At 68.7% G+C, this 16,238-nt stretch carries 16 protein-coding genes; 5 read left to right on the top strand and 11 right to left on the bottom strand.

The window, feature by feature from the left end; genetic code table 11:
• Positions 1–330, bottom strand: a complete 330-nt coding sequence (locus F3H57_RS01245) for a hypothetical protein (protein WP_188129581.1) — start codon at positions 328–330, stop codon at positions 1–3.
• Between F3H57_RS01245 and F3H57_RS01240 the strand changes: the two genes are divergently transcribed.
• Positions 284–1,123: a lytic transglycosylase domain-containing protein gene (locus F3H57_RS01240; RefSeq protein WP_149754055.1), complete on the top strand. Its 840-nt coding sequence runs from the start codon at positions 284–286 to the stop codon at positions 1,121–1,123. The genes F3H57_RS01245 and F3H57_RS01240 overlap by 47 nt on opposite strands.
• Before the next feature lie 3 nt (positions 1,124–1,126).
• Here the strand turns inward: F3H57_RS01240 and F3H57_RS01235 are convergent, their stop codons facing one another.
• The 10 genes from F3H57_RS01235 to trpA all read right to left on the bottom strand — a co-directional run bounded on the left by F3H57_RS01235 (position 1,127) and on the right by trpA (position 12,778).
• Positions 1,127–2,551 (bottom strand): FAD-binding oxidoreductase, encoded by a 1,425-nt coding sequence (locus tag F3H57_RS01235; RefSeq protein ID WP_149754054.1) that lies wholly within the window; start codon positions 2,549–2,551, stop codon positions 1,127–1,129.
• Between the two features lie 69 nt (positions 2,552–2,620).
• A complete protein-coding gene (locus tag F3H57_RS01230; protein WP_149754053.1) occupies positions 2,621–3,448 on the bottom strand; it encodes an MBL fold metallo-hydrolase in 828 nt (275 codons plus the stop codon).
• 230 nt (positions 3,449–3,678) lie between these two features.
• Complete coding sequence (locus tag F3H57_RS01225) at positions 3,679–4,263, bottom strand: GNAT family N-acetyltransferase (protein WP_149754052.1); 585 nt, start codon at positions 4,261–4,263, stop codon at positions 3,679–3,681.
• Positions 4,263–5,525, bottom strand: coding sequence for a M16 family metallopeptidase (locus F3H57_RS01220; protein WP_149754051.1), 1,263 nt, complete (start codon positions 5,523–5,525; stop codon positions 4,263–4,265). The genes F3H57_RS01225 and F3H57_RS01220 overlap by 1 nt, the downstream gene beginning before the upstream one ends.
• Positions 5,522–6,913, bottom strand: coding sequence for a threonine synthase (gene thrC, locus F3H57_RS01215; RefSeq protein ID WP_149754050.1), 1,392 nt, complete (start codon positions 6,911–6,913; stop codon positions 5,522–5,524). Before thrC ends, F3H57_RS01220 begins: the two co-directional genes overlap by 4 nt.
• Positions 6,910–7,602, bottom strand: a complete 693-nt coding sequence (locus F3H57_RS01210) for an SURF1 family protein (protein WP_149754049.1) — start codon at positions 7,600–7,602, stop codon at positions 6,910–6,912. The genes thrC and F3H57_RS01210 overlap by 4 nt, the downstream gene beginning before the upstream one ends.
• A 262-nt stretch (positions 7,603–7,864) precedes the next feature.
• Positions 7,865–9,046, bottom strand: a complete 1,182-nt coding sequence (locus tag F3H57_RS01205) for an alpha-hydroxy acid oxidase (RefSeq protein WP_149754048.1) — start codon at positions 9,044–9,046, stop codon at positions 7,865–7,867.
• Positions 9,047–9,197: 151 nt separating this feature from the next.
• A complete protein-coding gene (locus tag F3H57_RS01200) occupies positions 9,198–10,436 on the bottom strand; it encodes a saccharopine dehydrogenase family protein (protein WP_149754047.1) in 1,239 nt (412 codons plus the stop codon).
• A gap of 45 nt (positions 10,437–10,481) precedes the next feature.
• Positions 10,482–11,579, bottom strand: a complete 1,098-nt coding sequence (locus tag F3H57_RS01195; protein ID WP_149754046.1) for a carboxynorspermidine decarboxylase — start codon at positions 11,577–11,579, stop codon at positions 10,482–10,484.
• A 407-nt stretch (positions 11,580–11,986) separates the two neighbouring features.
• Entirely contained in the window at positions 11,987–12,778 is a 792-nt protein-coding gene (trpA, locus tag F3H57_RS01190; RefSeq protein ID WP_149754045.1) for a tryptophan synthase subunit alpha, read from the bottom strand.
• 167 nt (positions 12,779–12,945) lie between these two features.
• Here trpA and F3H57_RS01185 point away from each other — a divergent pair, with 167 nt between their 5' ends.
• The 4 genes from F3H57_RS01185 to F3H57_RS01170 all read left to right on the top strand — a co-directional run bounded on the left by F3H57_RS01185 (position 12,946) and on the right by F3H57_RS01170 (position 16,220).
• Entirely contained in the window at positions 12,946–13,428 is a 483-nt protein-coding gene (locus tag F3H57_RS01185; protein WP_149754044.1) for a hypothetical protein, read from the top strand.
• An 18-nt stretch (positions 13,429–13,446) separates the two neighbouring features.
• Complete coding sequence (locus F3H57_RS01180; RefSeq protein ID WP_149754043.1) at positions 13,447–14,346, top strand: NAD-dependent epimerase/dehydratase family protein; 900 nt, start codon at positions 13,447–13,449, stop codon at positions 14,344–14,346.
• A gap of 210 nt (positions 14,347–14,556) precedes the next feature.
• The gene (locus tag F3H57_RS01175; RefSeq protein WP_149754042.1) at positions 14,557–15,186 is read left to right on the top strand and encodes a DUF1007 family protein; all 630 of its coding nucleotides are present in this window, start codon (positions 14,557–14,559) and stop codon (positions 15,184–15,186) included.
• On the top strand, positions 15,168–16,220 hold the full coding sequence (locus F3H57_RS01170) for a nickel/cobalt transporter (RefSeq protein ID WP_149754041.1): 1,053 nt from the start codon (positions 15,168–15,170) through the stop codon (positions 16,218–16,220). The genes F3H57_RS01175 and F3H57_RS01170 overlap by 19 nt, the downstream gene beginning before the upstream one ends.
• Positions 16,221–16,238 lie beyond the last annotated feature (18 nt).

The following is a 16,238-nucleotide window of genomic DNA, read 5'->3' as shown; positions in this document are numbered from 1 at the left end:
TCAATTAGCCGGTGAAATGGGGCACCATTTTGGCTGAGCCGGGTCCTTTTTGCAGTTGACGGCTTTTTTGCCCTGATCCGCTTCAAGGCATTGAAATAAATAATAATTAATCTTCAATCGAATTTTCAAAGCTGCTCGGGGGCCGGTCGGGCCGGATGTTTGCGGCAAGCTTGCCACCATGATGGCGGCCTCGCGGCCCGTGGGGTTCATATGCGGCACGCCCTCGGGCAAGATGCGGCGAAAGCGGTCCAGAACCGTCCAGCGACACGAGGCAGAGCAGCCCATGCGCACCGGATCCACCCTGGCGGCCCTCGCGGTCGTGCTTTGCATGTCCGTTCCCGCCCCGGCGGTGGCGGACTTCACCTTCAAGCGCGTCTCGCCCCCCAAGGCCGGCGCGTCCAAGCGTATCACCGTGCAGATCGCGCCGCGGTCCAATCCGGCGGTCCTGCCGCCGCCCGTCATCGCCGAGCCGAAGGCACCGGCAAAGAGCGTGGCGACGGCGGCGGCCGTGACCCCCAGGCGCCCCGACGGCACCGGCCGCTACGGCTGGTTCTGGGACGCGGTGGGCGTCGGGCTCGACGGGGCCGGGCCGGGACGGCTGGAGCCTGCGCTGAGGGAGCTGAAGAAGGCGCCGGCGGGCTCCGGGGTGGCGACCCCACGCCTTCAGGCCCTGCAGGACATGGCCCGCGCCCACGGTCGCGACATCCTCGCTGCGACCATCGGCACCGAGGTGTCGCCGGCGCTGGCCCTCGCGGTGATGGCGATCGAATCGGGCGGCCGGGCGAAGGCCGAAAGCGGTGCCGGCGCGCAGGGGCTGATGCAGCTCATGCCCGCCACCGCCGACCGCTTCGGCGTGGCGGACAGCTTCGATGCCGGGCAAAATATCCGCGGCGGCATCGCCTTCCTGGACTTCCTGATGAAGAAGTTCGACGGCGATCCGATCCTTGTCCTCGCGGGTTACAATGCCGGCGAGAATTCCATCGCGCCCAACAACGGCGTGCCGCCCTACGCCGAGACGCGCGATTACGTGCCCAAGGTGCTCGCCGCGTTCGAGACCGCCCGCGGGCTGTGCAAGACGCCGCCGATGTTCCTGTCGGACGGCTGCGTGTTCCACGGGCTCTGAGGCTCAGCGCGCCCGCAGCACCGCACCGGGGTTCATGATCCCCCCAGGGTCGAGCGCGTCCTTGATCGCGCGCATCGCCGCCAGTTTCGCAGGGTCCTGGTAGCGTTCGAGGTCGTCGACCTTGAGGCGGCCGATCCCGTGCTCGGCGCTGACCGACCCGCCCATCTCGTGCACGAGGTCATGCAGGACCCGCTTGATGTCGTCGCGTTCGGCGTCGTGGTCGGCGCGGCTGCGGCCCGGGGCGGGAAAGACGTTGTAGTGCAGGTTGCCGTCCCCGACATGGCCGAAGCAGTTGACCCGGAACTCCCCGATCCGCTTCAGCCGCGCGATGCCCTCGGGAATGAACTCCGGGATCGCCCCCAGCGGGACGGAGATGTCGTGCGAGGATACCGCCCCGATCATCCGGTTCGCCTCGGGAATACGCTCGCGCACCTGCCAGAAATCCTGCGCCTGCGCGTCCGATTGCGCGATAAGCCCGTCGGAGACGAGTCCCGCCTCCAACGCCTCGGCGAAAAGCTCCTCCAGCGCCGTGGCCGGGTCGAGCCCCTGCGGCAGGCCGACCTCGATCAGCACGCTCCACTCGGGCTTGGTGTCGAAGGGCTGGCGCACCTCCGGGAGCGTCTCTGCGAGGAAATCGTAGCCGGTGCGCGACATGATCTCGAAGGCGCTCACGGCCTCGCCCATCCGGTCGCGGGCCCGCGCCAGCAGCGACAAGGCGGCGGCCGGATCCTCTACCACCAGAAGCGCGGTGCCCGTGGCGGCCGGACGCGCGAAGAGCCGCAGGCTCGCCGCCGTGATCACCCCCAGCGTGCCCTCCGCCCCGATCAGCAGGTTGCGCAGATCGTATCCGGTATTGTCCTTTCGCAGCCGCCTCAGGCCATGCCAGACCTCGCCCGAGGGCAGCACCGCCTCCAGCCCGAGGCAGAGGTCGCGTGCATTGCCGTAGCGCAGCACATTCACCCCTCCGGCATTCGTCGCCAGCAGCCCGCCGATCCGCGCGGACCCTTCGGAGGCCAGCGACAGCGGAAACAGCCGCCCGGCCTCCGCCGCCGCGTCCTGTACCTCCGTCAGGATCGCGCCGGCCTCGGCGATCAGCACGTTTTCCTCGGGATGGACGGCGCGGATCGCACGCATCCGTTCGAGCGAGATCAGCAGCGGCGCCGCGCCGCCGTCCTTTGGCACGAGCTGCCCGCCGACCAGGCCCGTGCCGCCGCCATAGGGCAGGAGCGCGACGCGCGCTTCGCTGCAGGCGCGGACGATCGTCGCGACCTCCTCGGCACTGCGGGGCAGGGCGATGGCGGCCGCGTGGCCCTGCCAGCGCCCGCGCGGCTCCTCAAGGTGGCGCGGCTCGGCGGCGCGCAACGTGTCCGGCGGCAACTGCGCGGCGAGCGCATCGAGGAAGGCGGAATCGGCGGGAACAAGGGACATGGGGCAGGCTCCGGTCGCGGGCGTCGCCCCTGACCTATCCTCCCCGCGTGCGGTTGCCAAACCGGCGGCCTAGTCGTCGCTCAGCCGCTCGGGCTCCAGCACCATCACCGTGCGGCGCGAGGGCAGGGTGGCGAGCGAGACGTCGATGCTCGACGTGCCGGTCCGTTCGATCGCCCAGCGCTCGGACACGCCGTCCAGGAAATCCTCCAGCGCGTAGCCCGAGAACCAGTGCATCGGGATGACGATGGACGATTTCAGCCGTTCGACCACCCGGATCATCGCCTCGCGCGACATGGTGTAGCCGCCGTCCACCGGCACCATCAGCACGTCTGCGCGGCCGAGCGCGGCGTATTGCTCGTCGTTCGGCTCGTGGTGCAGGTGGCCCAGATGGGCGATGCACAGACCCGCGGTCTCGAACACGAAGATCGAATTGCCGCTCTCCTCGCGCTCGCCATAGCCCGAACGGATATCGGTGGAGACGTTGCGCACCAGCATCTCGCCGAGGTCGACGTAATGGTCGATGCCGGCCCCGAACTCCGCGCCCCAGCCGCGCAGCACGTGCGGAATCGCCGGGTCCGGGTTCGGCGTCCAGTGCGAGGAATGGGCATGGTTCATGGTGACCACGTCGGGGATCATCTCGGTCATGCCGATGAACCCGGTGAAGTCGGTCACCGCGTTCAGCCCGCCCTCGGTGCGGATAAGGAACGAGGCGTGGCCGATATAGCGGATGCGCACGGCGTATTCCTCGATCGGAGCCTGCCAACTGGCCTTGTGCAGATAGCGGATGCCGGGCGCGGCGTCGGCGACGGCGATGCAATGACTCGGCTGCCGCGTCTCCTGCGCAGTGGCGGGAAGGGCGAGCGTCAGGGCAAGAGCGGCAAGGGCGATGCGGATCATGGGCGGGCCTCCTTGCCGGCAGGCTAACAAGCCCGCCGCGCCGGGACGCCATCACAACCGCGTGTGACCCGCTTCCGCCCCGCCCGCGCGGCCCTTCGTGCCCGAAACGCCGCCGCAGCGCCTCGCCGCCCCGCTTCTTTGGGCCGGAAAATACTCCGGGGGTGCGGGGGCTGGCCCCCGCTCCCGTTCCCACCACCGGCGCCGTCCGGCAGCCGAATAGCCCCGCCGGTTCAGCCCACCTGCGTGCGCCCGCGCCGGTCCATGCGCAGCGCGGCATAGAGCACATGCGTCCGCCAGCGCCCGTTGATCTGCAGGTAGCTCTGCGCCACGCCCTCGTACTTGAACCCGGACCGCTCCAGCAGCCCGCGCGAAGCGACGTTCTCGGGCAGGCAGGCCGCCTCCACGCGGCTGATGTCCATGCGCTCGAAGGCCTGGTGCACCATCGCCTCGATCGCCTCGCGCATGTAGCCCTGGCGCGCGAAGGGCTGGCCGATCCAGTAGCCCATGGTCCCCGACTGCGCCGGGCCGCGGCGAATGTTGTCGAGCGTGAGCGCCCCCATGAGCTGCGAATCGTCGCGGCGGATCAGGAAGATCGGCACGGCCGTGCCGGCGGCGATCGACCGGCCGGCCCAGTAGACGCGGTTGGTGAAGGCCTTGCGGCTGAGGTGGTCGCTGGCCCAGGTCGGCTCCCAGGGCTTCAGGAACGTCTCGCTGTCGGCGCGCAGGCGGCTCCAGGCGACGTAATCGGCATGCATCGGCGGGCGCAGGGTGAGACGCTCCGTCTCGATCCGGAACCGCCGACGCAGGCCGATCATCACGCGACCCGGCGCGCGTTCAGCGATGCGAGGTCGGGCGCACCCGACACCGGCCCGTAAAGCGCGAGCGCCGCGCGCGCCTCGCTCGCGGTCTTCTCGGCGAAGGCGCGGACGTCGGCGTCGGAGACCGCGTCGATCCGTGCCACGGTATCCTCGATCGACGGCACCTTGCCCCAGATCTGCACCATGCGCGCGGCGCGCTCGGCGCGGGCCGAGGGGCTTTCCAGCCCCATCAGCAGTCCGGCCTTCATCTGCGCGCGGGCGCGGGCGACCTCTTCGCTGCTCAGATCCTCGGCGGCGCGCTTCATCTCGTCGATGGTGATCTCGGTCAGCGCGCCGATCTCCTCGCCGCTGGTGCCGGCATAGATCGTCGTCGTGCCGGTGTCGGCATAGGCCCCGGTCTGGGCAAAGATCGTGTAGCACAGGCCCCGGTTCTCGCGGATCTCCTGGAACAGGCGCGAGGACATGCCGCCGCCGAGCGCCATGGAGTAGATCTGCCCGGTGTAGAACTCCGGCTCGCGGTAGCCCGGCGCCTCGAAGGCGAGCGCGAGATGCGCCTGCTCCAGCGTCTTGTCGCGTCGCACCTCGCCGCCATGGAAGCGCGCGGGATCGGCGATCGCCGCACCGCGCGGGACCATATCGCCGAACAGCGCCTCTGCCTGCGCGACGATGCGGTCGTGATCGACCGCGCCGGCAGCCGACAGGATAAGCTGATCGGGGCCGTAATGCTCTTCCACGAAGGCGGCGAGGTCGGCGCGGCCGAAGCCCGTGACGCGCTCCGTCTCGCCCAGGATCGTCCGGCCGATCGGCTGCTCGGGATAGCACTTCTCCTGCAGCCAGTCGAAGATGATGTCGTCGGGCGTGTCGAGCGCCTGGCCGATCTCCTGCAGGATCACGTGCCGCTCGGTCTCGATCTCCCTGGCATCGAACAGCGGGTTGCGCAGGATGTCGGCGATCACGTCGAGCGCGAGGCCGGTATCGGCCGCCAGCACGCGGGCGTAATAGGCGGTGACCTCGCGGCTTGTGTAGGCGTTGATGTAGCCGCCGACATCCTCGATCTCCTCGGCGATGCGCAGGGCCGACCGGCTCGCGGTGCCCTTGAACGCCATGTGTTCGAGGAAATGCGCCACGCCGTTCTGTTCGGGGCGCTCGTGCCGGCCGCCGGCCGACACCCAGATGCCGAGCGCGGCGGAGCTGAGCCCCGGCATGTATTCGGTGACGACGCGGAAGCCGTTGGACAGGGTCGTGGTCTGTAGGGTCAAGTGCGGATACGCTCCTGGATGAGGTCTTGAAGGGCCGACAGATCGTTGGGCGCGCGGGTGATCCGCTCCTCGAGGTCGAAGAGGTTGGCCATGCGCTCGGGCAGGGCGGGGCGGATGCCGGTCGCGGCCTCGACGGCGTCGGGGAATTTCGCGGGATGGGCGGTGGCCAGCGTGACCATCGGCACCGCCGGGTCGCGCTGCTCTTCGGCCACCTTCACGCCGATTGCGGTGTGGGGGCAAATGAGCTCGCCCATCTCGGCATGGGCGCGCGCAATCGCGGCCGAGGTCTCCTCCTCGGAGGCGCGGCCGCTGTCGAAGCGCTCGCGCAGCGCCTCCAGCGCGCCCTGGCTGACATGGAAGCCGCCGCCGGATTTCAGCTCGTCCATGAGCTGCGCCACCGCAGCGCCGTCGCGCCCGTAGGCGTCGAAGAGCGCGCGTTCGAAGTTCGACGACACCTGGATGTCCATGGATGGAGAGATCGACGGCGCGACCCCCTCGGTGCGGTAATCGCCCGAGCGCATTGCGCGGTCGAGGATGTCGTTCTGGTTGGTGGCGATCACCAGCCGCTCGATCGGCAGGCCCATGGACTTCGCGATGGAGCCGGCGAAGATGTCGCCGAAATTGCCGGTGGGCACGGTAAAGCTGACCTTGCGGTCGGGCGCCCCCAGCGACACCGCCGCCGAGAAGTAGTAGACCACCTGCGCCAGCACCCGCGCCCAGTTGATGGAATTCACCGCCGCCAGCCGCACCCCGTCGCGGAAGGTGTCGTCGGCGAACATGTCCTTCAGCCGGGCCTGCGCGTCGTCGAAATGCCCGTCGATGGCGACGGCGTGCACGTTGGCCTCGGACGGGGTGGTCATCTGCCGGCGCTGCACCTCCGACACCCGCCCGTGCGGGTAGAGGATGAACACATCCACTGCATCGAGCCCGCGGAATGCTTCGATCGCCGCCGAGCCGGTGTCGCCCGAGGTCGCGCCGACGATGGTCACCCGCTCGCCGCGGCGCGTCAGGGCCTCCTCGAAGAGCTGGCCGATCAGCTGCATCGCGAAGTCCTTGAACGCCAGCGTGGGTCCGTGGAACAGTTCCAGCAGGAAATGGCCGGGCGCGAGCTCAACCATCGGCGCGCGCGCGCCGTGGCCGAAGCCGGCATAGGCCTTTTCAATCAGATCGCCGAAGGTCCCGTCGCTGAAGGTGTCCCCCACGAAGGGCCGCATCACCCGGAACGCGGTTTCCTCGTAGCTCAGACCATGCAGCGCCCGGATCTCGGCGGCGGGCATCTGCGGCACCGTCTCGGGCACGTAGAGCCCGCCGTCGCGGGCGAGGCCCGACAGCATCGTGTCCTCGAACGAAAGGGCGGGGGCGCGGCCCCGTGTCGAGACGTAGTTCATGGAGCGGGGTCCTCGCTGGGCATGCGCCAGGCCCGGCGGCGGATCCAGACCAGGGTCATCAGGATCCAGACCACGGCCAGCGCGAACCAGGTGATGGCGTATTGCAGGTGATTGTTCGGAATGCCCTGGGTGGACACCGGCAGGGGTTCCACTCCCGGCGCGGCGGGTGTCTCCTGCCGCACAACGGCCAGCAGCGGCTCGGTGCCCAGAGCCTCGGACATGGCGCCTAGGTCGCGGGAGAACCAGGTGTTGCCGCCTTCGTCGTTCTCGGGAGTGAAGCCGCCGCGCTCGTCGGGCCACAGCAGGTTCGCGCGCACCGAGGTCTCGCCGATCCGGCGCGGCGCGTCCTTGGCGTCATTGGGCACGAAGCCGCGGTCGAGCAGCAGGCGGCGGCCGTCCTCGGTGGTGAATGGCGCCACGATCCGGTAGCCGGCGCCGAGCCGCTTGCGACTGACGAGAACGTGCAGCTCACCGGGCCCGATGCTGCCCGAAAGCGCCACCGGCCGGTATTCGTGCGCGGCCTCGGTCGGGCTCGCGGGCAGCGGCACCGGGTCGGCCGAGATGGTGCTGTCGATCTGATGCAGGATGCCCTGTTTCCAGGTCAGCCGCTGCACCTGCCAGGTGCCGAGCGCGACCAGGATGGCGGCGCCGACAAGGCCGATCAGCAAGGGGGCGGCAAGGCGTTTCACAGGGCAGGTCGGGTCCGCGATTGGTCCGCCCGACACGGGGCGGGTGAGGGCAGAACGGGCTTACTCCCCGCGCGGGGGAAGGTTCAACCGCAAACGCGCGCCCGGCGCTGCTCCGTCGTGACCGCCGGGGTCGCGCCTGCCGCCGGGCAATGCACGTCCGGTCCGGTGCGCGCCCCCCCTGTCTTCTTCTTGCCGGATAGCCCCCGGGGGTCGCCGCAGGCGCGGGGGGCAGAGCTCTCTCGGGCCTCGCCCGCACACGTCGTCAGCCGTTCCGTAGCGAATCCTCCCACCGGCCCGAGAAGCCCTCGGGCACCAGCAGGATCTCGCGGTCCACGTCGGTCACGTGCCGCTTTCCGCACAGTGCCATGGAGATGTCGAGTTCGTTGCGGATGACCTCGAGCGCCTTGGTCACGCCCGCCTGACCCATCGCGCCCAGCCCGTAGATGTAGGCGCGGCCGATATGCACGCCGTGCGCGCCCATCGCCAGCGCCTTCAGCACATCCTGGCCCGACCGGATGCCCGAATCGAGATGCACCTCGACCTTGTCGCCCACAGCTTCCAGCACCGGGCCGAGCGCGCGGATCGAGGACAGCGCCCCGTCGAGCTGCCGGCCGCCGTGGTTCGACACGATGATCGCGTCGGCGCCCACGTTCACCGCCTGCCGGGCATCCTCGGGTTCCATGATGCCCTTGATGATCAGGGGGCCGTTCCACATGTCGCGGAAGGTCCGGATGCGGTCCCAGTCGAGCGACTGGTCGAACTTGGCATGGGTCCAGGCGATCAGCGAGGAAGGATCGTTGATGCCCGAGACGTGGCCCACGATGTTGCCGAACTGGCGCCGCTTGGTCTGAAGCATTTCCAGGCCCCAGCCCCACTTCGTCGACAGGTCCACCATGTTGCGAAGCGTCGGCTTCGGCGGCGCAGAGAGACCGTTCTTGAGGTCCTTGTGGCGCTGTCCGAGGAGCTGCAGATCGACCGTGATCACCGCCGCAGAGCATTCGGCCGCCTTCGCCCGGTCGAAGAGGCGCTGCATGTAATCGTCGTCGTTGAGTGTGTAGACCTGCAGCCAGAACGGTTTCGAGGTGTTCGCGGCGACATCCTCGATCGAACAGATCGACATGGTCGACAGCGTGTAGGGCACACCGAAGGCTTCGGCCGCCTTGGCCGCCTTGATCTCGCCGTCGGCGTTCTGCATTCCGGTCATGCCCACCGGGGCGAGCGCCACCGGCATCGAGACGTCCTTGCCAAGCATGGTGCTGGCGGTGCTGCGGTCGGTCAGGTTCTTGGCGACGCGCTGGCGCAGGTAGAGCTTGTCGAAATCCGAGGAATTCTCGCGGAAGGTCTGCTCGGTCCAGCTGCCGGATTCGCAGTAGTCGTAGAACATCTTCGGCACGCGGCGCCGGTAGATGCGCTTGAGATCCTCGATCTCGGTTATGACAGGCATGACAGACTCCTCCGAACCGGTGCCGAAGCACTAGCAAGCGGCGGCCGGTCCGGCAACGTTGCCCCTGTCGCTGGATGTGTTTTCTCGGAGGACGGGCCGATTTGCCCGCCGGCGCGGCCCCGGCTGCGCTCGCCCGGGGCCGCGCGGTCGCTCAGGCGTTCCAGGCCGTGTCCTTGCCCTCGAACGACACGCGGGTCGGCAGGCCGATCCGGTCGAGCACGGTGAAGAACGGCTTGGGGTCCATTTCCTCCACGTTCTTCATGGTGCCGGCGTCCCAGTCGCCTTCGGCGATCAGGATCGCCGCGGCGACCGGCGGCACGCCGGCGGTGTAGGAGATGCCCTGCGATCCGACCTCGGTATAGGCGTCCTTGTGGTCGGCCACGTTGTAGACGAAGACCTCCGTGTCCTTGCCGTCCCTGGTGCCCTTCACCAGGTCGCCTATGCAGGTCTTGCCGGTATAGTTCGGCGCAAGGCTCGACGGATCGGGCAGGCAGGCCTTCACCACCTTCAGCGGCACCACCTCCTGGCCCTCGGCCAGCTTGACGGGGTGTTCGGACAGAAGCCCGATGTTCTTCAGCACCGTGAAGACGTTGATGTAATGCTCACCGAAGCCCATCCAGAACCGCACGTCGGCCTGCGGGTAGTTGGTGGCCAGCGAATGCACCTCGTCATGGCCGGACTGGTAGGCCATCTGCTTGCCCACGACCGGCAGATCCCATTCGTGGCCGGTCTCGAACATCTGCTTTTCCTTCCACTGGCCGTCCTCCCAGTAGTAGACGACGCCGGTGAATTCGCGGAAGTTGATCTCGGGGTCGAAGTTCGTGGCGAAATACTTGCCGTGGCTGCCGGCGTTCACGTCGACGATGTCGATGGATTTCACCTCGTCCATGTATTCGTCGATGGCAAACCGCGCGAAGGCGTTGACGACGCCCGGATCGAAGCCTGCGCCGAGGATCGCGGTCACGCCCTTTTCCGTGCAGGCGTCCTTCTTCTTCCACTCGTAGTTGGCGTACCACGGCGGGGTTTCGCAGATCTTGTCGGGCTCTTCGTGGATCGCGGTGTCGATATAGGCCGCGCCGGTCGCGAGGCACCCGTCGAGGACGTGCATGTTCACGAAGGCGGTACCGACGTTGATGACGATCTCGCAGCCTGTCTTGCGGATCAGATCGGCCACATCGTCGGGCTTCGTCGCGTCGAGCTGATGGGTCTCGAACACGCCGTCCTGCTTCATGGCCTTCTTCTCGTGCACGCTTTCGACGATGGCGTCGCATTTCGACTTCGTGCGCGAGGCGATGTGCAGATCGCCTAGGATGTCGTTGTTCTGCGCGCATTTGTGCGCGACCACCTGGGCGACGCCGCCGGCGCCGATGATCAGGACGTTCTTTTTCATGAGGAGAGGGACCCCCTTGGTCTACAGGGTGGGTTTCGGGCGCTCTCAGCCGAGCGCCGCCTTGAAATCGTCGTAGCCGAAATCGCGCACGAGGCGCTCCGTCCCGTCGGTCTCGCGGATGGCGATGGCCGGCATCTTGACGCCGTTGAACCAGTTCTTCTTGACCATCGTGTAACCGCCCGCGTCCTGAAGCGACAGCCGGTCGCCGGGCCTCAGCGCCTCGGGGAAGCGGAACTCGCCGAAGATGTCGCCGGCCAGGCAGGACTTGCCGCAGATCATCCATTCCTCGGGCCCCTCGTTCGGGGCGACATGGCCGCTTTCGCGGTAGATCAGAAGGTCGAGCATGTGCGCCTCGACCGACGAGTCCACGATGGCGAGGTTCTTGCCGTTGAACAGCGTGTCGAGCACCGTGACTTCGAGCGTCGTCGAGTTGGTGATCGCCGCTTCGCCGGGTTCGAGGTAGACCTGCACCTCGTTCTGCCCGCCGAAGCGCTTGAGCCGTTCGGCCAGCTTGTCGAGCGGATAGTCCTCGCCGGTGAAGTGGATGCCGCCGCCGAGGCTGATCCAGTCCATCTGCCGGATGAGGTGCCCGAAGCGCTGCTCGATCATGCCGAGCATGGCGTCGAAGCGCTCGAAGCTCGCGTTCTCGCAATTGTTGTGGAACATGAAGCCCGAGATCATGTCCTTGACCGGCTCGATATCCTCGGGCGCGTGTTCTCCGAGGCGCGAGAACGGCCGCGCCGGATCGGCGAGGTCGAAATCCGAGGTCGACACGCCGGGGTTCACGCGCAGCCCGCGCGTGTGGTTCGCGCTCTGGCTGTCGAAGCGCCGCAGCTGGTTGGCTGTGTTGAAGATCACCTTGTCCGAGACGCGGATGACCTCGTCGATCTCGTGGTCGGCCCAGGCGACGCAATAGGCGTGCGTTTCGCCGCCGAACTCCTCCGCGCCGAGCTTGACCTCGAAGAGCGAGGAGGAGGTGGTGCCGTCCATGTACTCGCGCATCAGGTCGAACACGCCCCAGGTCGCGAAGCATTTCAGCGCCAGCAGCGACTTGGCGCCGGAGTTCTCGCGCAGCCAGGCGATCTTCTCGAGATTCGGCAGGAGGCGCGCCTTGTCGATGAGGTAATAGGGCGTCTCGGGCATGGTGCGGCTCCTGTGCATCTCGCTGTCGGGCCATAAGGTCGGCGCGGGCGCACGGGCTAACGCCCGCGGGGCGGGAGATAGAGCCCGAAGGGCCGGGGCGCAAGGTTATGGGAGGGGAGGGTAAGCCGAAGGCTTGGCGCGAAGGCCGCGGGCAAGCTGGCCGCCGAGCCCCGCGCAACTCGGCCCGAAGTCAAGCCGAAGGCGCCGGGCCAGCGCCGGCCCGTCCCCGCGGGTCGGCGCTTTGTCACCCTCGTGCACCGTTCGGATTGCGGAGGGGATTGGCTTCCATAAAGCGCCGACCTTGAAGGTACCGAGCGCCAACCCACGGACCGGCGCTGTCCCGCCGCCTTCAGGCCGGTCCTCTGGGCGCCGCCGCTGGTAGGGTGGGCGATTCGCCCACCCGCGGCTCAGGCCGAGTGCGCCCCGTCGGCGAGGCCCCTGACGAAGCGCAGCACCTCGTCGACCGGTTTCTCCGCCGCGATCTCGGAGACGATGGCCGACCCGACGACGCAGCCATCCGCGATGCCGGCGATGTCGCGCGCGCTCTCGGGGGTGCGGATGCCGAAGCCGACGATCACCGGCAGGTCGGTCTTCGCCTTGATGCGCGACACTTCCGGGCCGACCTCGGTCGCCTCGGCCGCCGCGGCGCCGGTGATCCCGGTGATCGACACATAGTAGACGAAGCCCGACGTGTTCTCGAGCACCTTCGGCAGGCGCTTGTCGTCCGTCGTCGGCGTGGCGAGGCGGATGAAGTCGATCCCGGCCTTCTGCGCCGGGATGCACAGCTCGTCATCCTCCTCGGGGGGCAGGTCGACGACGATCAGCCCGTCGATCCCGGCCGCCTGCGCCTCGGCGAGGAAACGGTCCACGCCGCGCGAATAGATCGGGTTGTAGTACCCCATCAGCACGATCGGCGTCTCCGCGTCCCCGGCGCGGAAGTCGCGCACCATCTCCAGCGTCTTGTCGAGCGTCATGTGCCCGGCGAGCGCCCGCTGGCCCGCCGCCTGGATCGTCGGGCCGTCGGCCATCGGATCGGTGAAGGGCACGCCCAGCTCGATCACGTCGACGCCGGCCTCCGGCAGGCCCTTCATCACCGCGAGAGAGCGTTCCACGTCCGGATCGCCGGCCATGATGTAGGCCACGAACGCCTTGCGGCCCTCGGCCTTCAGCGCCGCGAAGCGCCTGTCGATCCGCGTCATGGACGATCCCTCCCTCAAATGTCGCCGATCGACGTGCCAGCGCCGGGCGCGGAAATCAATGGCGATTGCGCGCCGCGCTGCCGCATCGCCGCTCGCCCCCCTGTGCAGCGCCGCGTGGGGCGCTATGCTGGCGTGCAACGCGACAGAACCCGAAGGACATCGACCGAATGAAATCCGCCCCGCTTCTCGTCCTGCCCGCCGCCCTCCTTCTTGCCGCCTGCGATACCGGCATGGGCCCGGGCGCGGACGGACCCGCCCCGACCCAGGGCTACGGTTGGACCGTCCAGAGCGATCCGGTCTCGGCGGCCTTCGGCCCGGTGGGCGGACGGGCGGAGGTCTCGGTCGCCTGCCGCGCCACGCCGGCCGGTGCCCGCGTTGTCGCCTGGACCTACGACGCGCCCGCGCGCCCCGGGACCGGCGAGGTGCTGACCATCGCCGCAGGCGGGTTGCAGGCGACGGTCTCCATGACCGGGCAGGCGGACGACGACGGCTCCGGCGGGCTCTGGGTCGGCTCGGTCGCGCCGAACGATCCCTCGCGCCAGGTGCTCGCGGCCGCGTCCGACCCGGTGACCTTCAGCCTGTCCTCGGGCGCCTCGGTGACGGCGCCCGAGGCGGGGCCGGCGCTGCAGGTCTACCGCGCCTGCTGGTAACTCCAGGGAGACGTTCTCATGCGCATCCTCTTCACCGGCGGCACCGGCAAGGCCGGCCGCCATGTCGTGCCGTACCTCCGCGATCTCGGGCACACCATCGTCAACGCCGATCTGCATCCCCTCGGCGAGACCGGCGTCGACGACCTGCGCGTCGATCTGACCGACAGCGGGCAGGTCTGGGGCGCGCTCACCCAGCTCGGCAATATCGGTGAGCTCGACGATCCCGCCGCCCGCGACCGCTTCGACGCGGTCGTGCATTTCGCCGCCCTGCCGCGCATCCTCATCGCCCCGGACGGGGAGACCTACCGCACAAACGTTCTGTCGACCTACAACGTGATCGAGGCGGCGGTGAAACTGGGCATCCGCAAGGTGATCTTCGCCTCGTCCGAGACGACCTACGGCATCTGCTTCGCCCCCGGCGACAAGGCGCCGGACTACATCCCGGTGGACGAGGCGCATCCGACGATCCCGCACGACAGCTACGCCATGTCGAAGGTCGCCAACGAGGTCACGGCGCGCAGCTTCCAGGCGCGCAGCGGCGTCGACATCTACGGGCTGCGCATCAACAACGTGATCGAACCGCACGAATACGCCACCGACTTCCCCACATACCTGCAGCACCCCGAGATGCGGCGCCGCAATATCTTTGCCTATATCGACGCCCGCGACCTGGGGCACATGGTGGAATGCTGCCTGAACAGCGACGGTCTGGGTTACGAGGTGTTCAACGTCGCCAACCCCGACAGTTCGGTCGGCATCCCGTCGGCCGAAGTGGCGGAGCGCTTCTATCCCGGCGTGCGGCGCCGCCGCGAGATGGGCGAATGGGAAACGTTCTACGACATCGAAAAGGCGCGGCGCCTTCTCGGCTTCGCGCCGAAACATTCCTGGCGCGACGCGCTGGGGATGGAGCGGCCGTGACCGCCTCGGGGCTCGGTCCGCTGAACTCCGCGTGATCGGCTCCGCCGCGGCACGGCCGCGGAGTCCTGTCGTCGTGCGCAAGGGATTGATTTCGAGGGAAGAAACCGGCTCGCGCATCTTCGTTTCGGTGCGCGCGCGGACCCGCCGCAAGCGGTCGTCCGCTCACCGGCGATCTTGTCAGACCCCGCCGCTCCGCTGTATCCGGAGAACATGATCCGACCCGCACTCATCGCGCTCTGCGCCGCTCTTCCGCTCCCGCTCGCCGCGCATCCTCATGTCTTCGTCGACACCGAGCTGACGATAAAGGTGGACGAGGACGGCCGGATCACCGGCACCGAGATGACCTGGACCTACGACGAATTCTTCACTCTCCTGATCCTGGAGGACATGGGACTCGACGCCGATGCCGACGGTGTGCTGACGGAGGCCGAGAAGGCGGAGCTGATGGGCTTCGACTTCGAGGTCTGGCCGGAAGGGTTCGAGGGCGATCTCTACCTTCACGCCGACGGAGAGAAGGTGGCGCTGGGGCGTCCCGTCTCCACCGGGATCGACGTGGTTGACGGCAAGATCGTCTCCACCCACACACGCACCGTGCCGGACGCTCCGGCAGAGGGTGCGACCTTCCGGCAATACGATCCGACCTACTACGTCGCCTACACGCTGGACGAGGTCAGGGTCGACGGAGCGTGCCGCGCGGATGTCACGCCCCCCGATCCCGACGCGGGCGAGGAAGCCCTTGCGGAGGCGCTCACCGATTACAGCGAGGACCAGTTCGAGGTGCTCGAGCTCGGCATCCACTACGCCGACGACATCACGCTGACATGCGCGCACTCCTCCTGATCCTGTCGGCCGCCGTGGCGGCGCTCGCGGTCTGGCTCTGGGGATTCGGCGGCGCGGATCTGGTGGCCGCGCGGGCCGCGTCCGGGCAGGCCGAGGCGCAGAGGGCCATGGCCGGCGCGCTGCGCAGCCTGCGCGCAGGCGAGCCGGGGGCGTTGGCGGCGCTCTGCGGTCTGGCCTTCACCTACGGGGTCTTTCACGCCGCGGGGCCGGGCCACGGCAAGGTGCTGATCGGCGGCTACGGGGTCGGGCGCCGCGTGGCGCTCCTGAAACTGTCGGGCCTGGCGCTCGCGTCCAGCCTGGCGCAGGCGGCGGCGGCAGTTGCGCTGGTCTATGGCGGCCTGTGGCTCCTGGGCTGGGGCCGGACGGAGATGACCGCCGCCGCCGAGCGCTGGTTCGCCCCGGCAAGCTACATCGCCATCGGGCTGATCGGACTCTACCTTCTGGTCAGGGGCTTGCGGCGGTTACTGGCGCTTTCGCCGCGCTTTGCCGTCGCGCCGGTCGCGGCGGGCGCGCATGCCGGCGGCCACGTCCACCCTCATGCCTCCGCGCACGAGCATGGGCACGTCCATCGCGCGGCGGATGCGGCCGGCGACCGTCACGGGCACGATCACGATGCCGGCCATGCGCACGACGACCATGCCGATCACCACCATCACGACGACGGTGTCTGCCCCTCCTGCGGCCACCGCCACGCGCCGACCGCCGAAGAGGCGGCGCGCGTCGGCTCGCTCCGGGAGGCGGCGGCGCTGATTGCGGCGGTGGCGATCCGGCCCTGCACCGGCGCGCTGTTCCTGCTGATCCTGACCTGGCGCATGGAGATCGCCGGCGCCGGCATCCTCGCGACCTTCGCGATGGGGCTGGGCACCGCCGCGATCACCGTGGGCGTTGCCATCGCCGCCGTCGCCTTCCGCGAAGGCGCCGTTGCGCGAATCGCGGCCGGCCCCGGCGCTGCGCGGATTCTGGCGGGAATCGAGGCGATGGCGGGGAGTATCGTCGCTCTCCTGGCGCTGCAGCTTCTTTTGCGGGCGGTCTGAGCCGTCTTGCCGCCGAAA

The organism is Roseivivax sediminis, from assembly GCF_900112685.1.
Taxonomy (GTDB): Bacteria; Pseudomonadota; Alphaproteobacteria; order Rhodobacterales; family Rhodobacteraceae; genus Roseivivax; species Roseivivax sediminis.
This window is presented reverse-complemented; position numbering and strand designations above follow the sequence as displayed.